This is a genomic window from Streptomyces sp. MK37H (genome assembly GCF_018035285.1).
Classification (GTDB): Bacteria; Actinomycetota; Actinomycetes; order Streptomycetales; family Streptomycetaceae; genus Streptomyces; species Streptomyces endocoffeicus.
In genome coordinates this window covers 1-12,988 of sequence record NZ_JAAAYH010000260.1, presented here as the reverse complement: position 1 = coordinate 12,988, position 12,988 = coordinate 1, and the positions used below count along the sequence as shown (strand labels likewise).

Below are 12,988 nucleotides of genomic sequence, written 5' to 3'. Positions count from 1 at the left end.
ACCCGGCGATATCGGGCTCGCCCTGCCAGAAGCGGAAGAATTCCTGGCCCCAATAAGTATCCCAATCTGTTACGCCCAGGGCCCGCATCACCGCGTCGATCGCCTCGAAGAACGCCTGGTTGACCTCGGGTATCCACAGGATTCCGAAGACCGCGAGCAGTCCGAACGGCGCGTACGGCTCGACCTGGCGCCGGATCCGGTAGGACAGCCACGGCTCGATCACCCCGTACCCGTCCAGGCCCGGCACCGGCAGGAAGTTCAGGATCGCCGCCGTGACCTGGAGCAGCGCCAGGAAGGCGAGCGCGTAGCGGAAGAGCTCCGGCACCCGGTCGGTGGCGCCGAGCCAGAACGGCGCGGTCAGCGCGGCCGCGAACAGCACATTCGTCAGCGGCCCCGCGGCCGAGATCAGGCTGTGCTTCCACCGCCCCCGGATCCGGTGCCGCTCGATGAACACCGCCCCGCCCGGCAGCCCGATCCCACCCATGATCACGAAGATCACGGGCAGCACGATGCTCAGCGCCACATGGGTGTACTTCAGCGGGTTGAGGGTCAGATAGCCCTTCGCGCCGATCGTCAGATCCCCGCCGTGCAGCGCGGTGCGCGCATGGGCGTACTCATGCAGGCACAGGGAGACGATCCACCCCGATACGACGAACAGGAACACGGCGAAGCCGGGGCTCGCGGAGTACTCCGTCCACACGGCCCACGCGGACACGACCATGATCGCGAACAGACCGAGGAAGACAGGGCTGATACGCCGGTCGCGGCGGCTGATGGCGGTGGTCATCGGGTGGGGTCTCCGTACGGGGAGGTGGGCACTGACGGAAGAACGGTGATCAGTGTGCGCGGAGTTCCGGGCGAAAGGGAACGGACGTGATCAGCGCCACGCGGCAGGGCTGCCCAGCGGCTAGTCTGAGAACAACCTGGCCAGGGAGGAAGCATGACGATCATGGAGGACCGGGCGGTGGAACTGCATGAGCAGATTCGGCTGCCCCGGAGCATGCGGCTGCGGCTGACCAGGAACGGATTGACGTTGGTACCCATCACCCAAGCGCATCTGACTACGCAGCGGCGCATTCTGAATCAGATTGAGGAGCGCCTGCCGGGCTGGACGCCAGTCGGCGAGTTCGGGGTGCTCCCGCCTCGGGAGGGCTACAGCCCGGTGCCGGATGTGTCGGCCGTGCCGACCGACAAACTCCTTCCCGGCGCCAGCAAGTTTCCGGAAGATCTGCTCCGCTTCGTCGTTGAGGTTGTCTCACCGGAGAGCGAGGAGCGGGACTACAGCACCAAGTCCGATCACTACGCACTGCGCGGCATCGAGGCGTACCTCGTCGTCAATGTGCTCACCGCCCGCTGGACGCTGCTCACGCGCCCGCAGGACGGGACGTACCGTCACACCGTGACCGGCGACTTCGGCGAGAAGATCGAGATCCCGGTCGAAGACCAGACGTTGGTCCTGGACTCGTCACAGTTCATGCGCGTCTGAGGCCGATGCCTCGCCCGGCGGGCCATCCATCAGAATGGGCCCGTGCGCTACGGCATCCTCGGCACCACCCAGGCCCGCCATAACGACGGCACCCCCGTGGACGTCGGCGGGGCGCGGCTGCGTGCGCTGCTGGCGGCGCTCGCGCTGACGCCCGGACGGGCGCGGACCACCGGGGCGCTCATCGGGGAGATCTGGGACACCGATCCGCCCGCGGACGAGCACGGCGCGCTGCAGGCGCTGGTCGGGCGGTTGCGGCGGGCGCTCGGCAAGGACGCCGTGGAGTCCGTGCCGGGCGGGTACCGGCTGAGCGCCGACCCCGACGACGTCGATCTGCACCGCTTCGAACGGCTCGCGGAGGAGGGCTCCCGCGCCCTCGCCGACGGCGATCCGGCCAAGGCCGTCGATCTGCTCGACGCCGCCCTCGCGCTGTGGCGCGGGCCCGCGCTCAGCGATCTGCCCGACGCCACCGCGCCCGCCGCCCGCGCCGAGGCCCGACGGCTGGACGCGCGGCGTGCCCGGCTCGCCGCCGACCTCGCCCTCGGCCGCGCCGACCACGCCCTCCCCGCGCTCACCGGGCTCTGCGACGCCCATCCGCTGGACGAGCCGCTGTACGCGCTGCGCATCCGCGCCCTGCGGGACGTGGGGCGGGTGGCGGAGGCGCTGGCCGCGTACGAGGCGATCCGTACGGAGATCGCCGACCGGCTGGGCGCCGATCCGGGGCCGGAGCTGCGGGCGCTCCACGCCGAACTGCTGGCGGTGACCGGCGAGGGGGCTCCCGGGCCGCCGAGCCCCGGTTCGCCGGAGCCCGTACCGGCCGCCTCCGCCCGCACCGGCGGTGGCAATCTGCGGGCCCGGCTGACCAGCTTCGTCGGGCGCGAGGCCGATCTGGCGGCGCTGCGCGGCGATCTGGCCGAGCACCGGCTGATCACCCTCCTCGGGCCCGGCGGGGCCGGGAAGACGCGGCTGTCGCAGGAGGCCGCCGAGGCGGTCGCGCCCGGCTGGCCGGACGGGGTGTGGCTGGCCGAGCTCGCGCCCGTGGACGACCCCGAGACCGTTCCGGAGACGGTTCTCAGCGCGCTCGGGGCGCGCGAGACGGTCATCCTCGGCACGGCGGCCGAGGGGCTGCGCGCCGCCACCGACCCGACCCTGCACGATCCGCGCGCCCGGCTCATCGAGCACTGCGCCCCGCGCCGGATGCTGATCGTGCTCGACAACTGCGAACATCTCGTGGCGGCCGCGGCCCACCTCGCCGAGTCCCTGCTCGCCCAGTGCCCCGGGGTCACCATCCTGGCCACCAGCCGCGAACCCCTCGCCGTCCCGGGCGAGTTGGTGCGTCCCGTGGAGCCGCTGCCCGACCCCGTCGCGCTGCGGCTGCTCCAGGACCGGGGCGCGGCGGCCCGGCCCGGGTTCCGTACCGAGGACGACCCGGCCGCGTGCGCCGAGATCTGCCACCGCCTCGACGGGCTGCCGCTGGCGATCGAGCTGGCCGCCGCGCGGCTGCGGCTGCTCACCCCGCGGCAGCTCGCCGACCGGCTGGACGACCGCTTCCGCCTGCTGACCAGCGGCAGCCGTACGGCGCTGCCCCGCCAGCAGACCCTGCGCGCGGTCGTCGACTGGTCCTGGGGCCTGCTCGACGCCCCCGAGCGCACCGTGCTCGCCCGGCTGTCCGTCTTCGCGGGCGGCTGCGGGCTGGCCGAGGCGGAGGCGGTGTGCGGGGACGTCGAAGAGCACACCGAAGCCGTGGACCCCCGCGATGTGGCCGCCCTGCTCGGTTCCCTTGTCGATAAATCGCTCGTCGTCACCGCGCCCGGAACGGAGGCCGGACCGGAGCCCGGGGCGGACGGGGAGATGCGCTACCGGCTGCTGGAGACCGTCGCCGAGTACGCGGCGGAGCGGCTGGACGAGTCCGGCGAGCGACCCGCGGTCGAACGCCGCCATCTGATCGCCTACCGGGAGCTGGCCCGTACCGCCGATCCGCAGCTGCGCGGCCCGGCACAGCGCCACTGGCTCCGCCGGCTGGAGACCGAGCACGAGAATCTGCGCACCGCGCTGCGCCGGGCCGTGGCCGCCCGCGACGAGCAGGAGGCGCTGTGCCTGGTGCTCTCGCTCGGCTGGTTCTGGCATCTGCGCGGCCATCGCGTCGAGGCCCGCCATTGGGCGACCGCCGCGGCCGAGCTCGGGCCGAGCCCGTTCGCACCGCCCGTGACGCCCGCGCCGCCGCTGTACGTCAGCTGTATCGCCGCCCCGCCGCCGATGGAGCCCGAGCTGCTGGAGGAGGCGCGGCGCGGGGTGCGGCTGTTCGCGCTGTCCAACATCGAGGGCGACCTCCAGGCCATGGTGGGCGGCGACACCCGGCGCGAGCTGGAGGGCATCGTCTCCGCCTACCGCCCGGGGCTGCCCCAGACCTGCCGTCTCCCGGGCGTGCTGTGGTTCTTCGCGGTGATCCTCAAGGGCGACTTCGCCCTGTTGCGGGGGATGGCCGACGAGGCGGTGCGCACCTGCCGGGAGCTGGGCTATGCGTGGGAGCTGGCGTTCAACCTCCAGCTGCGCGCCAGGGTCTACAACGAGCGGAGCGGCGAGCACGAGGGCGCGATCCGCGACGCCGACGAGGCCCTGGAGATCTTCCGCCGACTCGGTGACGTATGGGGTACGGCGGAGGCGCTGGCCGGCCGCGGCGAGACCCGGGAGCAGCGCGGCGAGGGCGCGGCCGCGGCCGAGGACTACCGTGCGGCGATCCGCTGCGCCCAGGAGCTCGGGGCCCATGAGCAGGTGCTGTTCCTCCGCTCCCGGCTGGCCGGGATCTTCGTGGAGCTGGGCGACGAGGAGGAGGCCGCGGAGGGCGAGCGAATCCTGCGCGAGGTGGCCGGGCAGCGGCAGCACGTGGGCGCCGAGGCGCTGTCGTACGCCCGGATCCATCTGGCGCTGCGCTACGGGTCCACGGGCCGCCTCGCGGAGGCACGGGCCCTTCTCCTCACATTGCACGGCGAGTTCGAGGGCCGGGAGCTGCGTCTGTTCGCGGGCATGGTGGAGGGGATGCTGGCCTGGCTGGACCTGCTGGAGGGACGGCCGGGCGACGCCCTGGAGAACGTGCGCGGTGCGCTGGCGAAGTCCGCCGGCCGGATGACGGACCTCATCGCGCCGTACATCCCGGTGACCCAGCTGCTCACCGGGGCCGAGGCGCTGAGCGGCCTCGGCGGCGCCGAGCGGGCCGGGACCGCGGCGCGGCTGGTGGGGGCGTACGACGTGCTGCGCAAGGCGCGGTACTACCGGAAGTCCGCCGTCGAGCGTACGGGCCGGGAGCGCACCGTGGCCGCAGCGCGGGCCGAGCTCGGGGACACCGCGTACGAGCGGGCCTACGCCGAGGGCACCGGGCTCACGCTGGAGGAGGCCGCCGCACTGCTCTGAGCGGGCCCGCCCGGGACCCGGCGGTGACAACGACAACCGGTGCCCGTGGCCCGGCGGTGACAACGACAACCGGCCGGGCGCGTCCCCCCCCGTAGGGCGCGCCCGGCCGGTGGCTCGGGTCCACGGACCGTCAGCTGGTCTTGTTGCGGAACCTGCGCACCGCGAGCGGTGCCATGAGCACCGTGAGGGCCACCGCCCAGCCCAGGGTCACCATCACCGGTTCGGCCACCGCGCCATGGCCGCTGGTCAGCGCCCGTGCGGCGTCCGCGAGCCGGGACAGCGGGTTGTACTCGGTGAAGGACCGCAGCCACCCCGGCATGGTGGCGGTCGGGGCGAAGATGGACGAGCCGAACTGCAGCGGCATCATCACCAGGAAGCCCATACCGCTGACCGCCTGCGGGGTGCTCAGCGACATCCCCAGCAGCATGAAGATCCAGGTCAGCGACGATCCGAAGACCACGGACAGCGCCACCGCGGCCAGCAGCTCCAGGGGCCCGGTCTCGAGCTCGAAGCCCATGATGAAGCCCATGATCAGCAGGATGAGGGTGGACACCAGCATCCGGCCGCTCTCCACGATCAGCTTGGCGATCAGCACCGAGGAGCGGGCGATCGGCATCGTGCGGAAGCGGTCCATGACGCCCTTGCTGAAGTCGTCATTGACGCCGATGCCGATCGACATCGCGATGTTGAGCCCGCCCATCGCCATCAGACCGGGGATGAAGTAGTTGACGTACTCGGACCGGTTGCCACCCGTCATCGCGCCACCGAAGACATAGGTGAACAGCAGCGCGAAGACGATCGGCATCGCCAGGGCGTCGAACATCGCGAACGGTTCGTACCTGATCTGCATGGTGTAGCGCCGCACCAGGGCGCCGATGTGGCGCAGATTGGCGCGGGGGCCGATCCGGCCGTCGCTCTTTCCCCCCACGGGCGCGGTCATCGTGGCCGTACTCACGCGGCGACCTCTTCCAGCTTCTTGTCGTCCTGCGGTGTGGACGCCTTCCGGCCGGTGATGGCCAGGAAGACCTCGTCCAGGCTGGGCAGTTGGGTGTGGATCCCGGAGATCGCGAAGCCGCGCTCACCGAGCAGACCGATCAGGGCGGTCAGCTGCTCATCGCTGGCGATGGGCACATTGACCTGGCACTCCTCCACATCGGCGATCGCGCCGCCGATGCCGTCGAGCCCCGCCTGGCTGATGGCGCCGACCATGCGGTGCAGCTCACCGGGGTCGGACGGGCGGATCTGCAGGGTGCGGCCGCCGATCTTGGCCTTGAGCTCGTGCACCCGGCCGTTGGCGATGACCCTGCCCCGGTCGATCACCGTCAGGTTGTCGGCGAGCTGCTCGGCCTCCTCCATGTACTGCGTGGTCAGCAGCACGGTGGCGCCGTCGGCGACCATCCGCCGGACCTCGTCCCACACCTCGTTGCGGGAGTGCGGGTCCAGACCGGTCGTGGGCTCGTCCAGATAGAGCACCGAGGGCCGGCCGATCATGGACGCGGCAAGGTCGAGCCGGCGGCGCATACCGCCGGAGTAGGTGCGCACCCGCCGCTTGCCCGCCTCGGTGAGCGAGAACCGCTCGAGCATGGCGTCCGCCCGGGTCCGCGCCTCCTTGCGGGAGAGATCGAGCAGCCGCCCGATCATGTAGAGGTTCTCCCAGCCGGGGAGCTTCTCGTCGACCGAGGCGTACTGCCCGGTCAGCCCGATGGTGCGGCGCAGCTGCCGGGGCTGGCGCACCACGTCGTACCCGGCCACCACCGCGGTGCCGGCGTCCGGCACCAGCAAGGTGGACAGACACCGGACGACTGTCGTCTTACCGGCGCCATTGGGGCCCAGCACCCCCAGGACGGTGCCCTCCGGCACGTCCAGATCCACTCCGTCGACGGCCTTGGTGTCACCGAAGTGCTTGACCAGCCCCCGAACTTCGACGGCGTTGCCGTCCCTGATCCTGTGTTCCCGTCGCGTCATGCCGCCCACGATGTCAGCCGTCACCGACAGACCACCGACAAGCGGCAGACAGCCCGCCGACGGGGGAAGATCGGCGGGCTGTCGTTGTACCGCAGTGGCTCGTGGTGCCTAAGCGCTCCGCTGGAAGTGCCGTGCTGCGTCGTCGGCCGTCTGCCGCGCCGTCGTGGCTGGTCGCGCAGTTCCCCGCGCCCCTTCGGGGCGCCATCGAACCGTAGCGGACTTCTTCCGACCTGCTTAGTGGAAGGAGTGCTCCTCGGCCGGGTAGGCCCCGCCGACGACGTCCTCCGCGAAGGCCCGCGCCGCGTCGCCCAGGCCCTGGCGCAGCTGGGCGTACTGCTTCACGAAGCGCGGCACCCGGCCGTCGGTCATGCCCGCCATGTCCGTCCACACCAGCACCTGGGCGTCGCAGTCCGGACCGGCGCCGATGCCGACGGTGGCGATGTGCAGCGACCGGGTCACCTCGGCGGCCAGCTCGGCCGGGACCAGCTCCAGGACGACCGCGAAGGCGCCCGCGTCCTGGACCGCCTTGGCGTCCCGCAGCAGCTGCTGGGCCGCCTCCTCGCCGCGCCCCTGGACGGGGTAGCCGCCGTAGGCGTTGACGGACTGCGGGGTCAGGCCGATGTGCGCCATGACCGGGATACCGGACTGGACCAGCAGTTCGATCTGATGTGCGGAGCGCTCCCCGCCCTCCAGCTTCACCGCGCCCACGCCCGCCTCCTTGACCAGGCGGGTGGCGTTGCGCAGCGCCTGTACGGGGCCCTCCTGGTACGAGCCGAAGGGCAGGTCGCCGACGACGAGGGCGCGCCGGGTGCCGCGGACCACGGCGGCGGAGAGCAGCGCCATCTCGTCCATGGTGACGGGCACGGTGGACTCGTAGCCCAGATGGCAGTTGCCCATCGAGTCGCCGACCAGCAGCACCGGGATGCCCGCCTGGTCGAAGACGGACGCGGTCATCGCGTCATAGGCGGTGAGCATCGGCCACTTCTCGGCGCGTTCCTTGGCGGCCGCGATGTCACGGACGGTGATGCGGCGGGAGCCCGTGCCCCCGTAGAGCGCCTTCTCGGACTGCTTTCGCGCAGGACTGACGTGCGTCATCGCTACGACTCCTGTTCATCATCTCGAGGCGCCCTGACGGCGTCCCCGGACCAACCCCATGCTGGCACGGCTCCCGCCGGGGCGAAAGTGGGCCCGTCCACGGCCCGCCGGCCCAAAGCCTCGCAAAGATTTTCCAATACGAGACGGTCTCGTATCGTAAGTGGCCTAGCCTGGGCCGCATGGCAACCCGACCCAGCACCCAGGGCCCGCCGGCCGGGTCCGGCGTCCCGGAGGCGATCCACCGAAGGCGCTGGGCGATCCTCGTCGTCCTGATGTTCAGCGTCCTGGTCGTCGTCCTCGACAACTCGATACTCAACGTGGCGATGAAGACCATCGCCTCGCCGAAGCCCACCGGGCTCGGCGCCACCCAGAGCCAGCTCGAGTGGGCGATCAACTCCTACACGCTGGTCTTCGCCGGGCTGCTGTTCACCGCGGGGATCCTCGGCGACCGGATCGGCCGTAAGAAGGTCCTGCTCGGCGGGATGGCGGTGTTCGGCATGGGCTCGGTGCTCGCCGCCTTCTCCGGATCGCCCGGTGAACTCATCGGCTTCCGGGCGCTCATGGGTCTTGGCGCCGCCTTCGTGATGCCCGCGACCCTCGCCATCCTGGTCAATGTCTTCGAACGCGAGGAGCAGGCCAAGGCGATCGGCATCTGGGTCGCCGCGGTGGGGCTGGCCATCGCCATCGGACCGATCACCGGCGGCCTGCTGCTCGAACACTTCTGGTGGGGCTCGGTCTTCTTTGTCAATGTGCCGATCGTGATCGTCGGACTGACCGCGATGGTGGTGCTCGTCCCCGACTCCAGGGACCCCGCGCCCGGCCGGGTGGACCCGCTGGGCGTGCTGCTGTCCGTCGTCGGGCTCGTCCTGCTGGTCTACGGCATCATCAAGGGCGGCCAGCTGGCCGACTTCACCGACGCCCAGGTGCTGGGCTCGATCGCCGCCGGGCTCGCCGTCCTGGCGCTGTTCGTGGTGCACGAGAAGCGCAGCGACCACCCGGCCATCGATATCGGCTACTTCCGCAACCCCGCCTTCTCCGCCGCCATCGCCGCCGTCGCCCTGGTCTTCTTCGCCCTCATGGGCGTGACCTTCTTCATGGTCTTCTACACCCAGAGCGTGCGCGGCTACAGCGCCCTCGAATCCGGGCTGCTGATCCTGCCGCTGGCCGTGGCACAGCTGATCTTCGCCCCGCGCGCCCGGCTGGTCGTCGAGCGGTTCGGCGCCCGCGCGGTGTGTACCGGCGGGATGCTGCTGGTGGCCGCCACCATGTCGGGGTTCCTGCTGCTGGGCGTGGACACCCCGATCGTCGTGCTCGAGGTGCTGTTCTTCGCCCAGGGCGCCGGAATGGCGCATATCATGCCGCCGGTGACCACCGGGATCATGCAGGCGCTGCCGCGCCAGAAGGCCGGCTCTGGCTCGGCGCTCAACAACACCTTCCGGCAGGTCGGCGGCGCGCTCGGGGTCGCGGTGCTGGGCTCGGTGCTCTCCACCGCCTACCGCGACCGGATCCGGGACACCCTGGCCGCCGTGCCTGGACTGCCCGACTCCGTACGGCGCTCGGCGGGCGAGTCCGTCGAGGCCACCATGGGGGTCGCCGAGAAGCTGGGGCCCAGGGGGCAGGCGCTGGTGGGCCCGGCGCAGGACGCCTTCGTCCACGCCATGCACATCGCCGCCCTCGGCTCGGCGGGTGTCGCCGTTCTCGGTGCGCTGGTCGTCCTGGCCTTCCTGCCCGGCAAGGGAGGCTCCGGCCGGGCCCCCGACGACGGGCGGCCGCATTCGCGGGAGGAGGCGTCGGCCGACCGATGACCGCACCGGAGAGCTCCGCGCCCAGGCTCCGTGGCCGCCCCCGCAGCCCCGCCACCGACGCCGCGATCATCGAGGCCGCGCTGCGGCTGCTGGAGGAGGGCGCCTCGGTCGGCGGGCTGTCGATCGAGGGGATCGCCCGCGAGGCGGGGGTCGGCAAGGCCACCGTCTACCGCCGCTGGCCCGGTAAGGACGCGCTGATGCTCGATGTGCTGCGCTCCCTGGAGGAGCCCAGCCCCGAGCCGGCCGGGGTCTCGGTGCGCGACGACCTCGTCGCCATCCTGGAGTTCATGCGCCGGCGCGGGCTCGCCAAGCGCAACTCCGCCCTGCTGCGCAGCGTCATCACCCAGATGCACGCGCACAAGGAGCTGTGGCGGGCCTACGACGAGAACGTCATAGCGGCCCGCCGCGCGAGCCTGCGCGCCGTGCTGCGGCGGGGCCGGGAGAGCGGTGAGATCCGCGCCGATGTGGATCTCGAGCTGCTCGCCGACCTCTTCACCGGCCCGATGCTCGCCCGCGCCATGCTCCACGAGTGGAAGGAGCTGCCCGAGGGGCTGGCCGAACGGATCGTCGACACCGTCCTCGAAGGGGTCTCCCCACGCCGCTGAGCGGTTTGTGCCTGTTGTGTCACAACACCCCCTCCCGGGCCGGGATGTGGAACTCGGGGCCGTCGTCCCGTCGTCCTCGGACGGGGAGCACCCCAACCGGGGGCGTCGGGAAAAGCCCTGGTCATCACCTAGGGTCGTAGTCCAAGGCGCGGCAGTTGAGGCAGTGAGGGAAGCGAATGACGCAGGCGTACACGCAGGAGACGGGACAGCTCGGGGACGCGCCCCAGCAATCGGGCTCCCGGATCGGCCGCCTGTTCGATCGGCTCCGGAACGATCGCGGCATCTGGCGGCGCGGACTGGTGCTGGCGGCGATCGCGGTCCTGCTCTCCCTGGTCATGATCTTCCACGCCGACATCCCCAACCGGGTGGGCAACCTGGGCTCGCTGCTGGAGACCTTCCTGCCGTGGCTGGGCCTGTTCCTGCCGGTGCTGCTGGTGCTCGGCCTGGTGCGGCGGTCGGCGAGCGCCGTGCTGGCGCTGGTGCTGCCCGTCGCCGTCTGGCTGAACCTCTTCGGCGGGCTGATGTTCTCCGACAAGTCCGGCAGCGGCGGTGAGCTGACCGTCGTCACCCACAACGTCAACGCGGAGAACGCCGATCCGACCGGCACCGCGAAGGACGTGGCCGCCTCGGGCGCCGATGTGGTGGCCCTGGAGGAGCTGACCAGCTCGGCCGTGCCGACGTACGAGCGGGCCCTGGCGGGCACCTACCGCTACCACACCGTGCAGGGCACGGTGGGGCTGTGGAGCAAGTACCCGCTGTCCGGCACCAAGCCGGTGAACATCAAGCTGGGCTGGACGCGGGCGCTGCGCACCGCCGTCGCCACCCCGCACGGTGAGGTCGGCGTCTATGTGGCGCATCTGCCCTCGGTGCGGGTGAAGTTCAACGCGGGCTTCACCGCCGGGCAGCGCGACGCCAGCGCCGAGGCGCTGGGCCAGGCCATCGCCCGGGAGCCGCTGAAGAAGGTGATCCTGCTCGGCGATCTGAACGGCACCATGAACGACCGCGCGCTCGCCCCCGTCACCGCGCAGATGCGGTCCGCCCAGGGCGCGGCGGGCGACGGCTTCGGCTTCAGCTGGCCCGCCTCGTTCCCGATGGCGCGGATCGACCAGATCATGGTGCGGGGGCTGGATCCGGTATCGGCGTGGGCGCTGCCCAGGACCGGCAGCGATCACCTTCCGCTGGCGGCGTCGGTCGACTACTGAGCACGTGCCGCTCGGGGCCGGGTGACATAGCGCCGGATGAGATAGCGCCAGGTGACATAGCGCCGGGTGACACAGCTCACGGGGCACCCGGCGAGAACTTACGTGCCGTTCATCTTGGGGATCTCCTCGGGAACATTCTGCGTGAGAGACTTTGTTCAGCTAGAGAACATACGCATCCCTGCACGTTTCTCCTTCGTTTGAAAGGTCTCTCATGCCCCTGGCCCTGCTCGCCCTTGCTGTGAGCGCCTTCGGCATTGGTACTACCGAATTCGTGATGATGGGCCTGCTGCCCAATGTCGCGAATGATCTGGACACCTCGGTGCCCACGGCCGGATACCTCGTCTCCGCCTACGCCATCGGAGTCGTGGTGGGCGCTCCGCTGCTGACCGCCCTCGGTTCCCGTATCCCGCGCAAGCGGATGCTCGTGTTGCTCATGGCGCTCTTCACGGTGGGCAACCTCGCCTCCGCCCTCGCCCCCAACTTCGGGCTGCTGATCGCGGGCCGGGTGCTCGCCGGGCTGCCCCACGGCGCGTTCTTCGGCGTCGGCGCGGTGGTCGCCGCGCGGCTGGTGACCGAGGACCGGCGGGCCCGCGCGGTCGCCACCATGTTCCTCGGGCTGACCATCGCCAACATCGTCGGCGTCCCCGTGGCCACCCTGCTCGGCCAGAACCTCGGCTGGCGCGCGACCTTCCTGGTGGTCGCCGCGATCGGCGTGGTCGCCATGGCCGCGCTCGCCCGGCTCGTTCCGCAGATCTCCCACGAGCAGCACGGCGGGCTGCGCCAGGAGCTCGGCGCGCTGCGCGACCGCCAGGTGCTGCTGGGGCTGCTCACCGCCGTCTTCGGCTTCGCCGGTGTCTTCGCCGTCTACAGCTATCTCGCCTCGATGATGACCGAGGTCACCGGGTTCGGTGAGTCGACGGTCACCCTGGTGCTGGCGCTGTTCGGCATCGGCATGACGCTGGGCGCCCTGGTCGCCGGTCCGCTGACCGACCGGGCGCTGCGGCCGACGCTCTACGGCTCGCTGGCGGCGCTGGCCGCCGTGCTCGTGGTCTTCGACTTCACGGTGCATGTGAAGTGGGCGGCGCTGCTGTCGGTCGTGGTGCTGGGCGCGGTCGGCTTCATGACCACCACCCCGCTCCAGATGCTGGTGATGAACAAGGCCCAGCACGCCCCGACGCTGGCCTCCGCCTCCAACCACTCCGCGTTCAACTTGGCCAACGCCGGTGGTGCGTGGCTCGGCGGCGTCGCCATCGCGGCGGGCTGGGGCTGGACCTCCCCGACGCTGGTCGGCGGGGTGCTCGCGGTGATCGGTCTCGCGATCGCGCTGATCGCGGGGCTGACCGACCGGGTCCCGGCGAGTGGCTCGCGGGTCGTCGCGAGCAGCGAGTCGCTGCCGCACATGTCCGAGGTGGGCTGAGCTCGGCG

At 71.4% G+C, this 12,988-nt stretch carries 10 protein-coding genes; 6 read left to right on the top strand and 4 right to left on the bottom strand.

All coding sequences use genetic code 11. The features are described 5' to 3' along the window. On the bottom strand, nucleotides 1–787 hold a 787-nt coding region (locus GWI24_RS29415), incomplete at its 3' end, for a site-2 protease family protein (protein ID WP_210948918.1). Nucleotides 788–940: 153 nt separating this feature from the next. Between GWI24_RS29415 and GWI24_RS29410 the strand changes: the two genes are divergently transcribed. Further along, a complete protein-coding gene (locus GWI24_RS29410; protein WP_210948917.1) occupies nucleotides 941–1,486 on the top strand; it encodes a Uma2 family endonuclease in 546 nt (181 codons plus the stop codon). 42 nt (nucleotides 1,487–1,528) lie between these two features. Next, entirely contained in the window at nucleotides 1,529–4,891 is a 3,363-nt protein-coding gene (locus GWI24_RS29405) for a BTAD domain-containing putative transcriptional regulator (RefSeq protein ID WP_210948916.1), read from the top strand. A 130-nt stretch (nucleotides 4,892–5,021) separates the two neighbouring features. Here the strand turns inward: GWI24_RS29405 and GWI24_RS29400 are convergent, their stop codons facing one another. From GWI24_RS29400 to panB, 3 genes are all read right to left on the bottom strand, one after another. Further along, the gene (locus GWI24_RS29400; RefSeq protein WP_308344125.1) at nucleotides 5,022–5,846 is read right to left on the bottom strand and encodes an ABC transporter permease; all 825 of its coding nucleotides are present in this window, start codon (nucleotides 5,844–5,846) and stop codon (nucleotides 5,022–5,024) included. Beyond that, nucleotides 5,843–6,856, bottom strand: a complete 1,014-nt coding sequence (locus GWI24_RS29395) for an ATP-binding cassette domain-containing protein (RefSeq protein ID WP_210948915.1) — start codon at nucleotides 6,854–6,856, stop codon at nucleotides 5,843–5,845. The genes GWI24_RS29400 and GWI24_RS29395 overlap by 4 nt, the downstream gene beginning before the upstream one ends. A gap of 234 nt (nucleotides 6,857–7,090) precedes the next feature. Beyond that, entirely contained in the window at nucleotides 7,091–7,951 is an 861-nt protein-coding gene (panB, locus tag GWI24_RS29390; protein WP_210948914.1) for a 3-methyl-2-oxobutanoate hydroxymethyltransferase, read from the bottom strand. Nucleotides 7,952–8,130: 179 nt separating this feature from the next. Here panB and GWI24_RS29385 point away from each other — a divergent pair, with 179 nt between their 5' ends. From GWI24_RS29385 to GWI24_RS29370, 4 genes are all read left to right on the top strand, one after another. After that, nucleotides 8,131–9,756, top strand: a complete 1,626-nt coding sequence (locus GWI24_RS29385; RefSeq protein WP_210948913.1) for an MFS transporter — start codon at nucleotides 8,131–8,133, stop codon at nucleotides 9,754–9,756. After that, a complete protein-coding gene (locus tag GWI24_RS29380) occupies nucleotides 9,753–10,361 on the top strand; it encodes a TetR/AcrR family transcriptional regulator (RefSeq protein ID WP_210948912.1) in 609 nt (202 codons plus the stop codon). The genes GWI24_RS29385 and GWI24_RS29380 overlap by 4 nt, the downstream gene beginning before the upstream one ends. 176 nt (nucleotides 10,362–10,537) lie before the next feature. Next, nucleotides 10,538–11,563, top strand: coding sequence for an endonuclease/exonuclease/phosphatase family protein (locus GWI24_RS29375; RefSeq protein WP_210948911.1), 1,026 nt, complete (start codon nucleotides 10,538–10,540; stop codon nucleotides 11,561–11,563). Nucleotides 11,564–11,774: 211 nt separating this feature from the next. Next, nucleotides 11,775–12,980, top strand: a complete 1,206-nt coding sequence (locus GWI24_RS29370) for an MFS transporter (RefSeq protein ID WP_210948910.1) — start codon at nucleotides 11,775–11,777, stop codon at nucleotides 12,978–12,980. Nucleotides 12,981–12,988 lie beyond the last annotated feature (8 nt).